15 protein-coding genes are annotated in these 19,210 nt (G+C 67.4%); 13 read left to right on the top strand and 2 right to left on the bottom strand.

All coding sequences use genetic code 11. From position 1 onward, the window contains the following. Positions 1-170 precede the first annotated feature (170 nt). Together F614_RS0107470 and F614_RS0107465 are read right to left on the bottom strand one after the other, a co-directional pair. Positions 171-701, bottom strand: coding sequence for a lipocalin family protein (locus F614_RS0107470; RefSeq protein ID WP_018866564.1), 531 nt, complete (start codon positions 699-701; stop codon positions 171-173). 88 nt (positions 702-789) lie between these two features. After that, on the bottom strand, positions 790-2,934 hold the full coding sequence (locus tag F614_RS0107465) for a DUF1631 family protein (RefSeq protein ID WP_018878808.1): 2,145 nt from the start codon (positions 2,932-2,934) through the stop codon (positions 790-792). A gap of 145 nt (positions 2,935-3,079) precedes the next feature. On the opposite strand from F614_RS0107465, the gene F614_RS0107460 reads away from it, so the two are divergent. From F614_RS0107460 to F614_RS0107400, 13 genes are all read left to right on the top strand, one after another. Further along, on the top strand, positions 3,080-4,117 hold the full coding sequence (locus F614_RS0107460; protein WP_018866566.1) for a cyclopropane-fatty-acyl-phospholipid synthase family protein: 1,038 nt from the start codon (positions 3,080-3,082) through the stop codon (positions 4,115-4,117). Positions 4,118-4,132: 15 nt separating this feature from the next. Further along, positions 4,133-4,894: a DUF1295 domain-containing protein gene (locus tag F614_RS0107455; RefSeq protein WP_019558651.1), complete on the top strand. Its 762-nt coding sequence runs from the start codon at positions 4,133-4,135 to the stop codon at positions 4,892-4,894. A gap of 138 nt (positions 4,895-5,032) precedes the next feature. After that, a complete protein-coding gene (gene minC, locus F614_RS0107450; protein ID WP_038037290.1) occupies positions 5,033-5,803 on the top strand; it encodes a septum site-determining protein MinC in 771 nt (256 codons plus the stop codon). A 101-nt stretch (positions 5,804-5,904) separates the two neighbouring features. Then, positions 5,905-6,714, top strand: coding sequence for a septum site-determining protein MinD (minD, locus tag F614_RS0107445; protein WP_019558649.1), 810 nt, complete (start codon positions 5,905-5,907; stop codon positions 6,712-6,714). A gap of 2 nt (positions 6,715-6,716) precedes the next feature. Continuing rightward, complete coding sequence (gene minE, locus F614_RS0107440; protein WP_026142882.1) at positions 6,717-6,974, top strand: cell division topological specificity factor MinE; 258 nt, start codon at positions 6,717-6,719, stop codon at positions 6,972-6,974. Between the two features lie 4 nt (positions 6,975-6,978). Next, complete coding sequence (locus F614_RS0107435; RefSeq protein WP_018876244.1) at positions 6,979-7,986, top strand: NAD-dependent epimerase; 1,008 nt, start codon at positions 6,979-6,981, stop codon at positions 7,984-7,986. Positions 7,987-8,141: 155 nt separating this feature from the next. Then, positions 8,142-8,816: a type 1 glutamine amidotransferase domain-containing protein gene (locus F614_RS0107430; protein WP_026329830.1), complete on the top strand. Its 675-nt coding sequence runs from the start codon at positions 8,142-8,144 to the stop codon at positions 8,814-8,816. Positions 8,817-8,913: 97 nt separating this feature from the next. Continuing rightward, complete coding sequence (locus F614_RS0107425) at positions 8,914-9,675, top strand: TetR/AcrR family transcriptional regulator (RefSeq protein ID WP_019558647.1); 762 nt, start codon at positions 8,914-8,916, stop codon at positions 9,673-9,675. Between the two features lie 59 nt (positions 9,676-9,734). Next, positions 9,735-10,844: an efflux RND transporter periplasmic adaptor subunit gene (locus F614_RS0107420; protein ID WP_018881619.1), complete on the top strand. Its 1,110-nt coding sequence runs from the start codon at positions 9,735-9,737 to the stop codon at positions 10,842-10,844. A 13-nt stretch (positions 10,845-10,857) separates the two neighbouring features. Further along, on the top strand, positions 10,858-13,956 hold the full coding sequence (locus tag F614_RS0107415) for an efflux RND transporter permease subunit (RefSeq protein ID WP_019558646.1): 3,099 nt from the start codon (positions 10,858-10,860) through the stop codon (positions 13,954-13,956). Between the two features lie 314 nt (positions 13,957-14,270). Beyond that, positions 14,271-15,692, top strand: coding sequence for a form I ribulose bisphosphate carboxylase large subunit (locus F614_RS0107410; RefSeq protein WP_018865975.1), 1,422 nt, complete (start codon positions 14,271-14,273; stop codon positions 15,690-15,692). A gap of 68 nt (positions 15,693-15,760) precedes the next feature. Next, positions 15,761-16,093, top strand: a complete 333-nt coding sequence (locus F614_RS0107405) for a ribulose bisphosphate carboxylase small subunit (RefSeq protein WP_018865976.1) — start codon at positions 15,761-15,763, stop codon at positions 16,091-16,093. Between the two features lie 162 nt (positions 16,094-16,255). Then, positions 16,256-19,201, top strand: coding sequence for a CsoS2 family carboxysome shell protein (locus F614_RS0107400; RefSeq protein WP_019558645.1), 2,946 nt, complete (start codon positions 16,256-16,258; stop codon positions 19,199-19,201). Positions 19,202-19,210: the final 9 nt, after the last annotated feature.

Here is a 19,210-nt window from a genome sequence, read left to right as displayed (position 1 = left end):
GGTCGCGGGTAGGGTCCGGCCACCGCCCTTGGCGTCCGGTGCTCGGCCTTCGGGCCCTTGGAGATCGACGCGGCGGGCCGTGCGATGACAGGGAACCGTCCGGTCGGTCATTGCGAGGCGCCGCAGGCGCCGTGGCAATCTCCCGTTTCTCGCCCGGCGTCAGCGCACGTTCAATCCCAGCGCTGGGGTACGCGCTGGATCTCGTCGGTGTCGTAGCCCAGTTCGTCGAGGCGGGCGAGGATGGCCTGGTAGTCCTCCTCGGCCATCTCCGGTTCGCGTGCCATGATCCAGACGTAGTCGCGCTTGCTGCGGCCGATTACGGTCTGGCTGTAATCCTCGTCGAGGTAGACGATCAGGAACTCGGCCTTGAATGGCCACAGAAAGCGCATGCCCCATTCGGCGTTGTCCTCGCTCTTCACGAAGCCGGTGGGGTTGTATTCGCGGCGCGGGCCGTCGAAGCCGCCCTTGTTGAACGAGAAGGTGGTGGCAATGGTGCCGTCCTCGTTGAGGGCGTACTGCTCCAGGGCGTTATAGGCGTCGCGCTCGAGGAAGGTCGGGATGTTGGCGATCACGTACCAGTCGCCCATGTAGCGGTCGAGATCCACGTGATCCACGGTGGGCATCTTCTGCGGGGTGCTGCATCCGGTCATCAGGATCCCCAGTACCAGGCCCGCGCAAAGGGCCGCCAGTGAGCGTGTCATCGTCGTCTTCCCGGGTGGCGTCGGGAAATGGACCACGGGGGCGTGAAAAAGGTCCGGCCCGGCGACGGATTCCCCGGAGGGGCGGGCCTCAGGCGGTCTGACCGAGGCGCTGGTCCATCAGGTGGTCGAACAGGGATTCCTCGGGGATGATCTGGGCGCGTCCGCTGCGGAATTCGTGGGCCAGTCCCTGAATGCTGTGCTGGCGCTTGGCGCGGCCGGCGGCATCGGTGAACAGCAGGCGTCCGGCGTGACTGCCGCGCCAGACCAGCTTCATCCGGGTGACCTTGGTGCCCGCAGGCGAGGTGAACTGGATCCAGGTGCCGGAAACCAGGTTGTCGGCGTATTCGACGTGCTCGTCGGCGTGATCCCGCATCAGGGACGGGTCGTCGTCGGCATGACGCGGCGAGGTGCCGAACACCGAGCTCGACCGGTTGCCGGCCCGTTTCCGGGCCTGTTCCATGCGCTCGTCTGCGGCCGCCGTTTCGTCGGACGACCCGGTCGCGGGACTGGTGTCGGGCTTGGTCGGCTCGGCGGGCGTGGAGCGGCGTTTTCCGGCGGCCACCAGGTGGGCACTGACCAGGTCCTGCTTGATGCGGGCCCGTTCTTCCTTCGACAGCGGCGCCCGGTCGAGGAAGGCACGGATGCGGGCCAGGAGGGGAGCCGAGGCCTGGAAGTCCGGTTCCGCCTGCATCAGGGCCAGCAGTTCGTGCAGCAGGGCCATGCCGTCGTTGTCGGAGTCCTTGTCTCCCGCGGCTTCGGGGCCGGTGCTCTCACTCTCATCCCCGGCATCCGCCTCCGCGGTCTTTTGCGCGGTCATCAGCGGGACCCAGGCATCCATTAGCTGCTCGCGGGCCTCGTCCGGGATGTCCTGCCCCATGGAGATCACGGTGCGCTCGACCGTGGATTCGACGCTGTAGGTGATCTCCAGCGTGCGCTCTTCCTTCTGCGCCTCGGCCTGTTCGCTGGCCGCCTGGTGGGCGATCTGCTCCTCGACCTCGGCGAGGTCGTCCCGCAGTCGCGCGAGCGCCTGGTCGTAGGCATCGCTGTCGCCAAGGCCCCCGTTGCGCACGCGTTCCACATTCTCGAAGACCAGACGGCTAAGCGGCAGCTGGCGAGCCTCGTCCAGCGGCAGGTCGGGATCGATGCGCAGGGCGATGTTCAGCAGCAGCCCGGTCATTTGCCGCGCGGGGTGGCCGCGGTCGCGGAAGAAGTGCGTCTCGCGCATGGCGATCCGTACCAGCGGGAGCTGGAGATCCGACAGCGGCTCGCGCAACGCGGGATTGAGGTCGTCGCGCTTCAGGATCATGTCGAACAGCCCCTGAAGCAGGTCCATCACGAAGGGTTCCAGGGTGCTGGGCGAGGCACTGTTCAGCACGGTGGTGACCGCCTCCGCCGGCGAGCCGTAACCGGCCCCGGCCGCTGGCGCCCCCCCGGCGGCCGCGACGACCTGGCCGGCAACCGGGACCTGGTAGCCGAATTGCCCCCAGTTGCCCGCGGCGCCGGTGGCGGGCGCGGCCGCGGCCGCGCCTGCGGGTGGTGGTCCACCACCGCCGGGAGCCCCCTGCGGCACGGGACCCGTCGCCGTGGCCGCGCCCGGGTGGGCGCGTGCGCCGGTCCGTACCTCGGGCACCGTGAAGCCCGCATCGCGGAAGGCCTGCAGCAGCGCCTGCATTTCCGGCTGCAGTTCCCGGATCACGTCGCGGTCGAACCAGTGCAGCAGGAGCAGGCAGTCTTCCGGCGGCAGGGGCACGGCCTCGAGCGCTTCCAGGAAGGCCTCGCCCAGGGCATGCGGGTGCCACGGGGCGTCCTCGGGCGCGGCCGCCAGGTGGTAGTCCCGCGTGACGGTCTCCAGGGCATCGATCTCCGCCGCCATCGCCGAGCGCGCGCCCGTGACCAGCTTGCGCAGGGCCACCTCGCGCTCGGTATCGGCGGCGTCCATCAGGCTCAGTTCGTGCTCGCCTGCCGCCTCGGTGTCGTCGGCGTCCTCGGGTGTGACTGCACTGTGAAGTCGGTCACGAAAATGCTGGAGGATGGCGGCGCTGGCCATGCGGATCTGGCGCGACAGGGCGAGGTTCTGGGCCGCGCGCTGGGAGTCGATCGCGCGCTCGGAGGCCTCCATCAGGCGGTCGTCGAGTTCGCCCAGAAAGGTCTCGAGGCGCGTCTGGACGCCCTTGGAGAAGGGGCCCCAGACGCGATGCAGGGTTCGGGCCGGAATCCGGTGACGTTGCGCCATGATCGCTATGTATCTGGTCCAGGCCACAATCTAGCACCCCTGCGGCCGCGGGTGTGACCGTCCATGCCGCCTTGGTGCGCGTCGGGCGGGGAACCGCCCGCGGATACCCGGGTCAACCTTGCATCGACGCGGGGGACCTTCATTCATGCAGCAGATGATCGAGTGGGCGGAGCAGGGACGACTGCCGGATACGTTTGTGCGCGCGGGCATTCGTCGCCTGCTGGCCGAACGCTTGCGCGAAAGCGGTGCGCCGGCCGAGGAGGCGATGGAACGGCGCTATGCGCTGATCGAGGCGATGCGCAAGGCGCCCGTGGCGTTGTCGACCGAGGTGGCGAACGAGCAGCACTACGAGGTGCCCACCGAGTATTTCGAGCGCTGTCTGGGGCCGTGGCTGAAATATTCCTGTGCCTGGTGGCCCGACGGTGTGAATGACCTGCGTGCGGCCGAGGCGGGCATGCTGCAACTGACCTGCGAGCGGGCCGGTCTGGAGAACGGGCAGCAGGTGCTGGAGCTGGGTTGTGGCTGGGGGTCGCTGTCCCTGTGGATGGCGGAGCAGTATCCGCAGTCCCGCATTGTGTCGGTGTCCAATTCCGCGACCCAGCGGGCCTCCATCGAGGCGCGCCGGGATGCGCGCGGACTGGACAACCTGACGATCGTGACCGCCGACATGAATGACTTTGCCCCGGAGCAGACGGGGTTCGACCGGGTGGTCTCGGTGGAGATGTTCGAGCACATGCGCAACTGGCCGGAGCTGCTGCGGCGCATTTCGACCTGGCTGCGACCGGGCGGACAGTTCTTCATGCATGTATTCGCCCATCGCGAGTTTGCCTACTTCTTCGAGAGCGAGGGCGCCCACGACTGGATGGGGCAATACTTCTTCCGTGACGGGCTGATGCCGGCGGACGACCTGGCGCGGCACTTCCAGGACGACCTGCGGGTGGTCCGCCAGTGGCGGGTGAACGGCCAGCACTACGCGCGCACCCTGAACGCCTGGCTGAGCCGTCAGGATGCCGCGCGGAACGAGCTGATGCCGCTGTTCGAGCAGACCTACGGGAAGCAGGACGCGGCGCTGTGGTTCCAGCGCTGGCGCATGTTCTACATGGCCTGTGCCGAATTGTTCGATTATCGCGGCGGCAACGAGTGGTTCGTGTCGCACGTCCTGTTCACGCGACCCGAGGCCTGAGCCGTGGCGGGCTGGATGCTGTTCCTCGCCGGGCTGGCCGCGGCGCTGCTCCTGATGACGGGGGTCTGGGCGGCGAGTGTCGCCCGCCGCGACGCCAGCCTGGTGGATCGTTACTGGGGGCTGGGCTTCGTGCTGGTCACGCTGGTGTGGTGGGGGCTGTCCGGCTGGCCGCCGCAGGGGCTGTGGATCGTGGTCCCGGTGCTGTTGTGGGGTGTGCGCCTGTCCGCCTTCATTACCTGGCGCAACTGGGGCCATGGCGAGGACGGGCGCTACACCGACATGCGCGCCGGTCGCAGCGAAACGGCCTTCGCCGCCCGCAGCCTGGTGACCATCTTCTGGCTGCAGGGGGGGCTGGTGGCCGTGATCGGCCTGCCGATGCTGGCGGTGATACAGGCGGATGGCCTGTGGTGGCCGCTGGCTGTCGCCGGGCTTCTGGCCTGGGCCGTCGGGTTGTGGTTCGAGGCGGTGGCCGACGCCCAGATGGCGCGCTTCCGCCGCGACCCGGGTAACCGCGGGCAGGTAATGGATCGCGGGCTTTGGCGCTACAGCCGCCATCCCAACTACTTCGGCGAGATCGTGGTCTGGGTCGGGTTCGGCATGCTGGCCCTGGCCGCCGGGGGCTGGTGGGCCGTCCCGTCGGCGGTGCTCATGATCCTGCTGATCCTGCGTGTGTCCGGCGTCACGTTGCTGGAACGACGCCTGCACGAATCGCGCCCCGGGTACGCGGACTACGTGCGGCGCACCAACACGCTGATCCCGGGCCCGCCACGCCCCTGAACCGCGGGTGGCAACCGGCCCGGATCCCTTGCCGTGCTTTCCCCCTCCGCGCTATAAAGCGCACGTCCCGCCGGGTGGTTTCGCCGCCGGGCGCAGCCTTCATTGATGCAGCCAACCGCGAGCGAGTCGATCGATCCGATGAGTGCGACCCCGAGTTCCGTCCAGGCCATTGAACTGAAAGGGCGCATGATGCTGGTCTCCGTGCTGCGCGTGTACCAGACCGATCCAAAGACCCTGGGCGAGGTGCTGGCGGCGCGGCGCGAGCAGGCCCCGGAGCTGATGCGCGACATGCCGATCGTGCTCGATCTGGAGGCGGTGGCCGAGAGCCCCGAGTCGGATCTGCAGGCGACGATCGAGCGCGTGCGCGCCGAGGGCTTCAAGCTGATCGGGCTGCAGGCGGGCGAGGCCGCCGAGCGGCTGCAGAGCTATGCCGAACTGTTCGATGTGCTGCCGGTACTGCAGCTGGGCGGGCGCGGCGGTGCGCCCACCGGCGAGGTGTCGTTGGAGGACGAGACCCCGGCGCCCGAGCGGGCCGCCGAGGCGCAGGAGAAGAGCGCGCCGGCCGAGGTCGCGGCCGTCCACAGCGCGACCCGTATCGTCGATCAGCCGGTGCGCTCCGGGCAGCAGATCTATGCCCGTGGTGGCGACCTGATCGTCACCGGCGCGGTTTCGCCGGGGGCCGAGTTGCTGGCCGACGGGCACATCCATGTGCTGGGGCCGTTAAGAGGGCGTGCGCTGGCCGGGGTGCGTGGCCTGGTGACGGCGCGTATCTTCTGCCGGCGTCTGGATGCCGAGCTGCTGTCCATCGCCGGGCATTACCGGATCGCCGAGGACATCACGGAAGCCGAGCGTGGCGAGAATCGGCTGGTGACACTGGACGGCGAAAGCCTCAAGATCGCGGAGATCTGAACGGCGGCCCGAAGGGCGGCCGGCCACGACATGACAGGAACCCGTCCGCCTGTCCCCGGCACCGCCGGGTACCGGCAAGACGACAAGGAGCTGCAGCCAACATGGCACGTATCGTAGTGATTACCTCGGGCAAGGGCGGGGTGGGCAAGACCACCACCTCGGCCGCGATTGCCACCGGCCTGGCCCTGCGCGGCCACAAGACCGCCGTGATCGACTTTGACGTGGGTCTGCGCAACCTCGACCTGATCATGGGGTGCGAGCGGCGCGTGGTGTACGACTTCGTCAACGTGATCAACGGCGACGCCAACCTGAAGCAGGCCCTCATTCGCGACAAGCGGGTGGAAAACCTGTACATCCTCCCGGCCTCCCAGACCCGCGACAAGGACGCCCTGACCCAGGACGGCGTGGAGCGGGTGCTGAACGAATTGTCCGAGGATTTCGAGTACATCGTCTGTGACAGCCCGGCCGGCATCGAGCGTGGCGCCCTGATGGCTGCGTACTTCGCCGACGAGGCGATCGTGGTGACCAACCCCGAGGTCTCCTCGGTGCGCGACTCCGACCGCATCCTGGGGATCCTGGCGAGCAAGACGCGCCGGGTGGAGCAGGGCGGCGAACCGATCGAGGGCAAGCTGCTGCTGACGCGCTATTCGGCCGAGCGTGCCGAGCGCGGCGAGATGCTGAGCATCGAGGACGTCGGCGAGATCCTCGCGATCGAACTGCTCGGCGTGATCCCGGAATCCCAGGCGGTGCTGAATGCCTCCAACGCCGGGCAGCCGGTGGTGCTGGACGAGGAATCCGATGCCGGGCAGGCCTACCAGGACGCCGTGGATCGGTTCCTGGGCGAGGAACGTCCGCTGCGCTTTGTCGACGTACCGAAGAAGGGCTTCTTCGGGCGCCTGTTCAAGGGGTGATCATGGGGATCTTCGATTACTTCCGCCAGCCGCGGCAGAAGAGCGCGAGTGTCGCCAAGGAACGCCTGCAGATCATCGTGGCGCGCGAGCGCGCGGCGCGTTCCGGGCCCGATTACCTCCCGGCGATGCAGCAGGAACTGCTCCAGGTGATCCGCAAGTATGTGCAGGTCGACGACGACGCGGTGCAGATGAACGTGGATCGCGAGGGGGACTGCGAGGTCCTCGAGCTGAACATCACCCTGCCGGACGACAAGGAATAGCACGATGAAAGTGCTCATCACCGGCTCGGCCGGATTCATCGGCAGCGCGCTGAGCCTGCGCCTGCTGGAGCGCGGCGACGAGGTGATCGGCGTCGACAACCTGAACGACTACTACGACGTCTCGCTCAAGGAGGCGCGCCTGGCGCGCACCCAGGACCACCCGAACTATACCGAGGTGCGCGAGGACATCGCCGACCGTGCCGCGATGGAGCGGGTATTCCGCGAGCACCGCCCGCAGCGGGTGGTGAACCTGGCGGCCCAGGCCGGGGTGCGCTACTCGCTGGAGAACCCGGCGGCCTATGTCGACACCAACCTGGTCGGTTTCGGCAACATCCTGGAGGGCTGCCGCCACAACGGCGTGGAGCACCTGGTCTACGCCAGCTCCAGCTCGGTCTACGGCGCCAACACCACCATGCCGTTCTCGGTGCACGACAACGTCGACCATCCGCTGTCGCTCTACGCCGCGAGCAAGAAGGCCAACGAGCTGATGGCGCACACCTACAGCCATCTCTACGACCTGCCGGTCACGGGCCTGCGCTTCTTCACCGTCTACGGCCCCTGGGGCCGCCCGGATATGGCGCTGTTCCTGTTCACGAAGAAGATCCTGGCGGGCGAGCCGATCGACGTCTTCAACTACGGGCACCACCGGCGCGACTTCACTTATATCGACGACATCGTCGAGGGCGTGATCCGCACCCTGGATCACGTGGCGCCGCGCAACCCCGAGTGGAGCGGGGCCGAGCCCGATTCCGCCACCAGTGCCGCGCCCTATCGGCTCTACAACATCGGCAACCACGAGCCGGTGGAGCTGATGCGCTATATCGAGGTGCTGGAGGACTGTCTGGGCCGGAAGGCCGAGAAGAACCTCCTGCCGCTGCAGCCGGGGGATGTGCCGGACACCTATGCCGATGTCGAGGCCCTGCGCGAGGATGTGGGCTATGCCCCGGCCACCCGCGTGGAAGACGGTATCGCCCGGTTCGTGGACTGGTATCGCGAGTACTACCGGGTCTGATTCCCGGGCGGGGCCCGCCGGATGGCGAGCCCCGCCCGGGCCTTCCTCCGCCGGACCTTACCTTGCCTTCGCGCACCCATGCAGCGGGTGGGTGCCAGGAACCTGTGACCTTCCGGTGAGTCCACCACAGACATGGACGCAAAGGAGGTATCGGGATGAGCCAGACAATACTGATGGTCGTCACCAGCCACGGCGAGATCGGCCCGGGCCAGGCGACCGGCGTATGGTTCGACGAGTTCGCCGAGCCCTATGATCGCTTTCGCAAGGCCGGTTTCGAGGTCAAGGTGGCGAGCCCGAAGGGCGGACCGGTGCCGCTGGATCCGAAGAGCCTGGAGGCCAGCCATCCGGGGTCGGCCGCCGTGGCGGCCCAGGAGGCCCTGGACGACACGATCGCACTCGATGCGGACATGCATCACGGGGCCTATGCCGCGATCTTCTTCCCTGGCGGGCACGGGACCATGTTCGATCTGCCGGACAACCCGCATGTGCAGCGCCTGGTCGCGGAGTTTCTGGAGAACGACAAGGTCGTGGGTGCGGTCTGCCACGGCCCGGCCTGTCTGGTCGGCGCGATGCTGGCCGACGGGAGCTCGGCGGTGAAGGGGCGCAAGGTGGCCGCCTTTACCAACAGCGAGGAGAAGGCGGTACAGCTGGACAGCGCGATGCCGTTCCTGCTGCAGGACAAGCTCCAGGAGCTGGGTGGCGAGGTCGATACCGCCGATGACTGGGCGGATCACGTGGTGGTCGACGGGAAGCTGGTGACGGGCCAGAACCCGCAGTCCAGCAAGAGTGTGGCCGACGCGATCGTACGCCTGCTGCGCGAGGCGGGCTGACCCTCCGCCAATGAGGCCGGGGCCAAGTCCCCGGCCTTTATTGGGCCGATTTTTGAATCCAGTTCAAAAGTTGGTGCGGGTTCGGTATGCTGCCGCCATGAGTACCGAGGATCGCAGGAGGCGCGAGCGCGAGGCGCGCGAGGCGCTGTTTATCGAGCGGGCCCACGAACGGATCCGCGAGGACGGGCTGCTGGGCCTGCAGATGTCGAAGCTGGCGGCGGATTGCGAGTACGCCACCGGGACCCTGTACCAGCACTTCGAGTCCCGCGAGGACCTGCTGGCGGCGGTGGCGGCGCGCACGACCCGGGAGCGGGCCGGGCGATTCCGGGCCATCCCGGGGCTGACGCTGGGCACGCGGTCGCGGATGCTGGCGATCGTTCTGACCGATATCGATTTCGCCGCGCAGAATCCGGACTACTACCGGCTTACCCAGTACCTGGTGACCGAGGTGGTGTGGGCGAATGTCTCGGTGGCCCGGCGCGAGGCGTTGCTGGAGGCGGGGCGTCCGATCAGCGAGGCGGTCCACGCGGTAGTGGCCGAGGCCCGCGAGCGTGGCGACCTGCCGCCGGCGCGGGAGATCTCCGAGGAGGAGATGGGGCTGGGGCCCTGGGCGCTGAACGTGGGGATGCAAAGCCTGGCCAATGCCCGGGGCCTGCTGGATGCCTATGACATCCATCGGCCTTATGACCACCTGATCCGCCATTTCCACGCCCTGATGACCGGCTGGCGCTGGGAGCCGCGACTGGATCCGGACGAGCCCGCGGTGGTGCGCGCCGAGACCGACCGTGTGCGGGCGTCGCTGCGCGCGGCCGGGATCGGCGAGCAGATCGCCGAGGACGGCTTGAGCGCGGCGGACTGACCCGACCGCGTATATTCATGATGCCGACGGGGGTCGCCCCGCCGGCCCGGGAGACTTCGATGAAGCGTTTCATCCTGATGCTGGTGGCGGTCGCCATCGTGCTGGGCGGTATCTTCGGCTTCAAGACCTTCGTGGATCAGCAGATCGCGGAGTACTTCGAGGACATGCCGGAGCCGGTGGTCACCATTAATGCCGCCGAGGTCGCGACCGATACCTGGACCCCGCGGGTGCGCGCGATCGGCAGCCTGGAGGCGGTCCAGGGCGCGACCCTGAGCTTCGAGGCGCAGGGCATCGTGCAGGCCATTCATTTCGAGAACGGTGCCCGCGTCGAGGCTGGCGATCCCCTGGTGGATCTCGACACCACCCTGGACGAGGCCGAGCTGGAGAATCTGCGCGCGGCCGAGCGCCTGGCGCAGCGCGAGCTGCAGCGAGCGCGCGGATTGATCGAGCGCAACGACATCTCGGACTCCGAGTTCCAGCGGCGCGTGGCGGAGGCCGAGCAGGCCGCCGCCTCGGTGAAGGCTCAGGAGGCCCGCATTCGCCAGAAGAGCCTGCGCGCGCCCTTTGCCGGGGAGCTGGGCATACGCGAGGTGAACGTCGGCCAGTTCGTGGGTCCCGGCGAACCGATCGTGGTCCTGGAGGCCCTGCAGCCGCTGTACGTGAATTTCACCCTGCCCGAGCGGCGTCTGGGCGAGGTCGCCCTGGGGCAGCAGGTCGAGGTGGAGGTGGATGCCTTCGGTGATGCCTTCACCGGCGAGGTGACGGCCATCGAGCCGCGGGTTCGCGCGGCCTCGCGCATGTTCCGCGTGCAGGCCGTACTCGCGAACGAGGAGGGGCGTCTGCGTTCCGGCCAGTTCGCCCGCGTCACGCTGGATCGCGGCGAGGCGGAGGAGGCCGTGGTGGCGCCGCAGACCGCGATCCGCTTCGCCCCCTGGGGACAGTCGGTGTTCGTGATCGAGGAGGATGACGAGGGCCAGCTGCGGGTGGAGCAGCGTCTGATCGAGACCGGCGAGCGCCGGGGTGACCTGGTGCGCGTGCTGGACGGACTGGAGCCGGGCGAGCGCATTGCCGCCAGCGGGCTGCTGAAGCTGCAGAACGACACGCCGGTGGAGATCACCGAGGACGCCCAGCCCGACGCCGAGCGCGATCCGCGCCCGGCGAATCGCTGAGCGGGGCCCGTCCATGCGCTTTACCGACATCTTTATCCAGAAGCCGGTGCTGGCCACGGTGGTCAGCCTGTTCATCCTGCTGTTCGGGGTGCGCGCGGTATTCGATCTGAACGTGCGCCAGTTTCCCGAGGTGCAGAACGCGGTGGTGACCATCAGCACCGCGTACATCGGCGCCGATGCCGATCTGGTGCAGGGGTTCATCACCACGCCGATGGAGCGCGAGGTGGCCGAGGCCGAGGGGATCGACTATCTGGTCTCCACCAGCCGCGCCGGCATCAGTATCGTCGAGGCCCACCTGGAGCTGGACTACGACCCCAACGAGGCGCTCACCCAGATCTCGGCGCAGGTCGACAAGATCCGCAGCGATTTGCCAGCCGAGGCCGAGGACCCTGTCGTGGATCTCTCGGTCGGGCAGGACGTGGCGGCCATGTACATGTCGTTCTACTCCGAACGGCTATCGAACAACCAGACCACGGACTACCTGATCCGCGAGGTGCAGCCGGAGCTGGCCACGGTCAACGGGGTGCAGCGCGCCGAGATCCTGGGCGCCCAGAGCTTCGCCATGCGTGCCTGGCTGGATGCCGATCGCATGGCCTCGTTCGGCGTGACCGGGCGCGACGTGCGCGAGGCCCTGGAGCGCAACAATGTGCTCTCCGCCGTGGGCCAGACGCGGGGCTCGATGGTCGGGCTGGACCTGACCGCGGACACCGACCTGCAGCGCCCGGAGGCGTTCGAGCAGCTGATCCTGTTCGAGGCCGACGGCGACCTGGTCCGCCTGGGCGATGTCGCCGAGGTGGAGCTGGGCTCGGAGAGCTACGACACCTCGGTGCGGTTCAATGGCCAGGCGGCGACCTTCGTGGGCATCGAGCTGGCGCCGGACGCGAACGCGCTGGACGTGATCGCCGAGGTGCGTGACGTCTTCGACGAGCGCATCCTGCCGCGCCTGCCGTCGGGGCTGGAAGGCGAGATCGTCTACGACTCGACCGACTACATCCAGAGCGCGATCGACGAGGTGCTGCTCACCATCGGGCTCGCCCTGGCCATCGTCCTGGTGGTGATCTATCTGTTCCTCGGCTCGCTGCGCAGTGTGCTGATTCCCGCGGTCGCGGTGCCGCTGTCCCTGGTGGGCACCTTCATGCTGATGCTGCTGATGGGGTTCTCGCTGAACCTGCTGACGCTGCTGGCGATGGTGCTGGCGATCGGCATCGTGGTGGATGACGCGATCATCATGCTGGAGAACATCTCGCGGCATATCGAGGAGGGGATGTCGCGCATGGATGCGGCGATCCAGGGTGCACGCGAGCTGGCCTGGCCGATTGTCGCGATGTCGACCACGCTGGTCGCGGTGTTCCTGCCCCTGGGCTTCATCGGCGGGCTGACCGGGACCCTGTTCATCGAGTTCGCCTTCACCCTGGCGGCGACCGTGGTCATCTCCGGGATCGTCGCGATCACGCTGTCGCCGATGATGTGTTCGAAGATCCTGCGCGATGGGGCCGTGGAGAAACGTGGCCGCATCGAAAGCTGGCTGGACGCGCGCTTCGAGTCCCTGCAGGGCCGCTATCGCCGGCGACTGCACGGGGCGCTGAACGACCGCTTCACGATTGCGGTGTTCGGGGCCATCGTGCTGGTGTCCTGCTACTTTCTGTTCGTGACCTCGCAGAGCGAGCTGGAGCCACCGGAGGACCAGGGCTTTGCATTCTCCATCATGGAGGGTGACGCCTACATGGGTCTGGACTGGCTGGAGCGCAACACCGCACTGACCGATCGCTTCTTTGACGAGATCCCCGAGCTCGAGAACATCTTCATCGTGAACGGGTTCGGTGGGGGTCCGGGCATCGCCGGTGCCAGCAACCAGGCCCTGGGCGGCTTCGTGCTCGCGCCCTGGGATCAGCGCGAGCGGGATACCGAGACCATCCTCGAGGAAGAGCTGCAGCCGCGTCTGGACCGGATCCCGGCGCTGGAGGTGTTCGCCATCCAGCCGCCGCAGCTGCCTACCCCGGGCGATGGCGCGCCGGTGAGCGTGGTGCTCGGGTCGACTGGTTCGTTCGAGGAGCTGGAGCAGTTTGCCGACGAGATCGTGGGTCGGGCGATGGAGACCGGGCGCTTCATCTTCATGGATACCGATCTCGACTTCGACCAGCCCCAGGTGGACCTGAAGATCGACCGCGAGCGCGCCGCCCAGCTGGGCATCGACATGGCCACGCTGAATGCCGATCTCGCAACCATGCTGTCCGGTGGCTTTGCCGGGCGTTTCGCGATGGAGAACCGCAGTTACCGCGTGATCCCGCAGGTGCAGCGCAGCGAGCGCCTGAATCCGGAGCAGCTGGAGGAATTGTTCACCCGGACCCGCGAAGGCGAACCGGTGCCGCTGTCCAGCATCGTGACGCTGGAGGAGACGGTGACCCCGCGCTCGCTGAAGCGCTTCCAGCAGCTCAACGCCGTGACGCTTTCCGGCGTCCCGCGCCCGGGCGTAACCCTGGGCGAGGCGCTGGACATCATCGACGAGATCGCCGCGGAGGTCCTGCCGCCGGACGTCAGTGTCGACTACGCCGGCCAGTCGCGCCAGCTGAAGGCCGAGGGCGGGGACCTCGTGGTCACCTTCTTCTTTGCCCTTCTGGTCATCTTCCTGGTCCTGGCGGCGCAGTTCGAGTCGTTCCGCGACCCGCTGATCATCCTGACCACGGTGCCGATGTCGATCGCCGGGGCATTGATCTTCATCAGCCTCGGCGTGACCTCGCTGAACATCTACACCCAGGTCGGCCTGCTGACGCTGATCGGCCTGATCGCCAAGCACGGCATTCTGATCGTGGAGTTCGCCAACCAGCTGCAGCGTCAGGGGCGCAGCCTGCGCGAGGCCATCGAGGAGGCCGCGTCCCTGCGTCTGCGCCCGATCCTGATGACCACCACGGCGACGGTGGTTGCTATGGTGCCGCTGCTGATGGCCGCCGGGGCTGGCGCCGCCTCGCGCTTCGCCATGGGGCTGGTGATCGCCAGCGGCATGGCGATTGGCACGCTGTTCACCCTGTTTGTGGTGCCGGCCATCTACCTCTACCTGGCCCGTGATCACCAGGCGGCCAGCCGCGCCGAGCCCGCTGCGGACGCCGCTTCCTGAAGCCGTCCGCCCCGACCCGGGCGTCGGGGTCCGGGCGGTCGGTGAAGCCGTCTGTGCAATCCGTCGCGACAAAGGCATGCACGGACTACGGTCTTGGACTACAATCGCAATCCGCATTGCGGCGCGAGCGACGGATTCCGGTCTGGCCGCGCCGCTGCGAACCGAACCCCTGCCGGTCAGCGGCCCTCCCGCTGCCCGGCTTTTATATAAACGATAGTCTATTGGTCGTATCTAGATTATTTATTTGTTATTAGTGATTGCCCTCCCTAATCTAGTCGACCGTCACGATTAACCAACGCGTAGGAGAAAGCCACATGGCCGCCAAGAAGTACTCCGCGGGTGTCAAGGATTACCGCGAAACATACTGGATGCCGGAATACATGCCGCTGGATACCGATCTGCTGGCATGTTTCAAGATCACCCCGCAGCCGGGCATCGACCGCGAAGAAGCGGCAGCCGCTGTGGCGGCCGAGTCGTCCACCGGTACCTGGACCACGGTGTGGACCGACCTCCTGACCGACATGGATTACTACAAGGGTCGGGCGTACATGATCGAGGACGTCCCGGGTGACGACGAGTCCTTCTACGCGTTCATCGCCTACCCGATCGACCTCTTCGAAGAAGGCTCGATGGTGAACGTGTTCACCTCGCTGGTCGGCAACGTGTTCGGCTTCAAGGCCATTCGTGCCCTGCGCCTGGAAGACGTGCGCTTCCCGATGGCCTACGTGAAGACCTGTGGTGGTCCGCCTTCCGGTATCCAGGTCGAGCGCGACAAGATGAACAAGTACGGTCGTCCGCTGCTGGGCTGCACCATCAAGCCGAAGCTGGGTCTGTCCGCGAAGAACTACGGCCGTGCCGTGTACGAGTGCCTGCGTGGCGGCCTCGACTTCACCAAGGATGACGAGAACATCAACTCGCAGCCGTTCATGCGCTGGCGTGATCGTTTCGAGTTCGTGCAGGAAGCGACCGAAAAGGCCGAAGCCGAAACCGGCGAGCGCAAGGGTCACTACCTGAACGTCACCGCGCCGACCCCGGAAGAGATGTACAAGCGTGCCGAGTTCGCCAAGGAGATTGGCGCGCCGATCATCATGCACGACTACATCACCGGCGGCTTCTGCGCCAACACCGGCCTGGCCAACTGGTGCCGCGACAACGGCATGCTGCTGCACATCCACCGTGCCATGCACGCGGTGCTCGACCGCCATCCCAAGCACGGTATCCACTTCCGTGTGCTGGCCAAGATCCTGCGTCTGTCCGGTGGTGACCACCTGCACACCGGTACCGTGGTCGGCAAGCTGGAAGGTGACCGCGCCGCGACTCTGGGCTGGATCGACCTGCTGCGCGAATCCTTCGTGCCGGAAGACCGCTCGCGCGGCATCTTCTTCGATCAGGACTGGGGCTCCATGCCGGGCGTGTTCGCCGTGGCCTCCGGTGGTATCCACGTCTGGCACATGCCGGCCCTGGTCTCCATCTTCGGCGACGACTCCGTGCTGCAGTTCGGTGGCGGTACGCTGGGTCACCCGTGGGGCAACGCCCCGGGTGCGACGGCCAACCGCGTTGCGCTGGAAGCCTGTGTGCAGGCGCGTAACGAAGGTCGCGAGATCGAAAAGGAAGGCAAGGAGATCCTCACCCAGGCCGCCCAGCACAGCCCCGAGCTGAAGGTGGCGATGGAAACCTGGAAGGAGATCAAGTTCGAGTTCGATACCGTCGACAAGCTGGATACCCAGCACAAGTGATCGCCCGAGTGCGGGCGGCCTGACGGGGCGCCCGCACCCTGACAGAACAAGAGCATAGGATTACCGACATGTCCGATATTCAGAACTTCAAGCCGGTACAGAAGTACGAGACCTTCTCCTACCTGCCCGAGATGAACGCCGATCAGGTGCGCAAGCAGATTGAATACTGCCTCGCCCAGGGCTGGAACCCGGCGGTGGAATATTCCGAGAAGGAAAACGCCATGTCCCATTACTGGTACATGTGGAAACTGCCGTTTTTCGGCGAACAGTCCGTGGAAGCGGTCCTTCAGGAAATCGAAGAATGCCGCCGCTCCAATCCGGGCATGATGGTTCGCTTCATCGCCTACGATAACTACGCCCAGAGCCAGGGCATGGCCTTCGTGGTCGACCGCGGTCGTTAAGAGAGGCCCCGGTGCCTGCCGGGCCCGGTTGCGGGCCCGGCAGTTCAGTTCAGCGTTATTTACCGTTGCTGCCGCCAACTGTAAGGAAGTGCCATGAGTAATCCGACATCTGCGTCTGAAGGTCTCTCGGGGCGCGAACGTGCCCTGGAACGGCGCAAGGCCATGTCTCGTAATGGCAAGGCTGCCGTGAAGTCGACCGGCCAAAACAAGGGGAACAGCCGTTCCGCCGCGGCTGCGCAACAGGCGCGCCAGGCGAAAGCGGAACCCGCCCCGGCACCCCAGGCGCGGGAGCCGGAGACGCACACCAGCGAATCGTCGTCGCCGGTCTCCTTCGAGACCCGCGACACCACCCCCGAGCGCCGCCCCGAGCCGGGCGCGCACGCGGGTGCCTCCAACGGCCGCCAGGCCGCCCTCGAGCGCCGCCAGAAGATGGCGCGCCAGGGCAAGAAGGCCGTAGGCCGCACCAACACGCGAGCGCAGGTATCCGGCGGCATGGCCCGCGCCGGCGCCGAGCGTTCGCGCCAGCTCGAAGCACTGGCCCAGTCGCAGAACGTAGAGGTCGACTGCTCGAACATGAGCGGTCGCGAGATTTGCCGCCTGCGCCGCCAGGCCCTGTCGACCGACGGCAAGAAGGCCGTGGCGCCGGAGCCCCGGCGGGAAGACCGCATCAAGGGCACCGAGCCGACCGCGTCCGAGCGCAGCGATGCGAAGAAAGACTGCGGCTGCGGTTGCAAGGGTGACAAGTCCGGGCGTGAAGAGGCCCGCGACACGGCCCCGTCCCAGGAGAACGCCGTGGTCGAGAGCGGTCTCGATCAGCTGTGCGACAAGGTCGAGTCCGGAGGCGAGGCCGCCGGTCCGCACCCGATGATCTCCGAGGTCCGTGCGATCTGCATGGCCCGCCGCGATGCCATGGCGCAGAACGGCAAACAGGCCCTGCGCCGCCGCTTCAAGAGTGGCCAGGCCCGTGGCGCGCTGCCGCAGGAAGGTGCCTGGAAGGCCGCCAAGCGCAAGGGCATGTCCACGCGCGAAGTGGCGCGCCAGCGGCGCGAGGAACTCTGCAAGCTGGGTCGTGGCTCCTCCGAGCCGGGCCGCCCCTGCGGACGTCCGCGTCCGGCGGAGGGCGACGCGCCCCCGAAGGTCGAGGAAGGCACCACGCTGGCCGGCAGCCACGTGAGCGGCACCCAGGTGGAGCGTACCTCCCATGTGACCGGCACCGAGGCGGGCAGCTGCTCGTCGATCACCGGTACCGAGTACCTGGGCCTGGAGCACTACGAGCGCTACTGCGGCGTGCGCCCGGCGGGCAATCCGCCCAAGGTCGGCACCTCGCATACCTCCCATGGCCAGTCCGTGAGTGGGACCGAGGTCGGGCGTTCGACCCGCGTAACGGGTGACGAGCGGGGTTCCTGCGAGACGATCACCGGTACCGAATACCTCAGTACCGAGCAGTACGAAGGCTTCTGCGGCACCCGTCCGCAGGCGGGTCCGGCGCGCACCAGTGTGATGGTGACGCGGCATGGTGAAGGCGTGTCGGGGACGTCGGTCGGGCGCAGCCCCAAGGTGACGGGCGACGAGTCCGGGTCCTGCCGCGATGTCACCGGTACCGAGTACCTGAACACCGCCGCCAGCGAGGTCCCTTGCAACACGGGAAAGCCGAACGGAGCGCCGATGAAGGTCGGCGTCATGCATACCCTTCGCGGTCGTGAACTGACCGGTACCGAAGTCGGGCGCTCCGTCAAGGTCACGGGTGACGAATACGGCAGCTGCAAGCCGGTTACCGGAACCGAATATCTCGGCACCGAACAGTTCCAGGGGTTTTGTGGTACCCGCCCGGAACCGGCGCCGGCCAAGGTCCAGGAGTCGCACACCATGGAAGACCAAAGCGTGACCGGGGTGGCCGTGGGCCGCAGCCCCAAGGTCACCGGCGACGAGAGCGGCTCCTGTGCCTCGCTGACCGGTACGCCGTACTACAACAAGTCCGACTTCGGGGATCTTTGTGATCGTCCGGCAGCCGGAGGCGTACCCAAGGTCGGCGTGATGCATACCCTGCGCGGTCGCGAGGTGTCCGGTACCCAGGTGGATCATTCCATCCACGTGACGGGTGACGAGTACGGCGGCTGCAAGCCGATCACCGGCACCGAGTACGCCGGCTCCGAGCATTATGACGCCTTCTGCGGCGGCCAGCGTCCGGATGCGGCGCCGGAAAAGGTGACGGTCGGCCGCACCTGGAATCAGCAGGCGGTGTCCGGCACTGCGGTGGGTCGTTCCGCCCGGGTGACGGGTGACGAATACGGTGCTTGCAAGCCGGTCAGCGGCACGGCGTACATCGGGCCCGACCAGTACGACCAGTTCTGCGAGACGCAGGATGCACGGGTCGCCGAGACCCGCGTGGCGGAGCGTCATTCGACGCCGGCCCATCCGGTCTCCGGCAGCCAGCCGGGCTACGACGAACGCGTGACCGGAACCGAGCGCGGTGCCTGTCAGGACGTCTCCGGTGCCCCGTATGTGGGTGCCAACGAGTTCGCCCAGACCTGCGCCAGCGTGGCCGGCAGTCTGCACCCGCGTCTGCGCCCGGAAGGGATGCAGGCTGCGGCTCCGGCGCAATCGGCACCGCAGGTTGCCGAGCGTCCGATGCCGAATGCCGGGTTCAGCGTGGCGACGCCGGCACGGTCGGCAGCGGAACGCCGCGAGCGTGTGACCGGCACTGCCTATGGCACGAGCGGACGCCTGACCGGCTCGATCAACAAGGCCATGGGGCTGGTGTCCGGTACCGAGGAGTTCCGCTACAACGGGGGCCAGCAGGCCGTCGCGGCGGCCCCGGTCGAGGAAGGCCAGAAGGTCGGTGCCGACCGAGTGACCGTGAACGGCAGCAGCAATGGAGTCTCCATTACCGGCGATGACTGGCAGCGCGGCGACCGGGTGACCGGCACCGAGGGCTTTTCCACGCGCCGTAACGCGACCCAGAAGGGCAATCCGCGCGGCGAAGGCCGCAGTGCCTACGTGAATCGCGAACTCGAACGCAAGGACGTGCCGCCGAGCAAGATCACGGGTTCCTCCGGGAACAGCGACGCCGGTTCCCTGGTGACGCTGTCCGGCGGGGCGCGCGGCTAAGGCCGGGCG

The sequence above is a fragment of the Thioalkalivibrio sp. ALE12 genome, from assembly GCF_000381105.1.
Lineage (GTDB): Bacteria > Pseudomonadota > Gammaproteobacteria > Ectothiorhodospirales > Ectothiorhodospiraceae > Thioalkalivibrio.
Note: the sequence above shows the minus strand (reverse complement) of the source record. Positions and strands in the feature narration are given on the sequence as shown.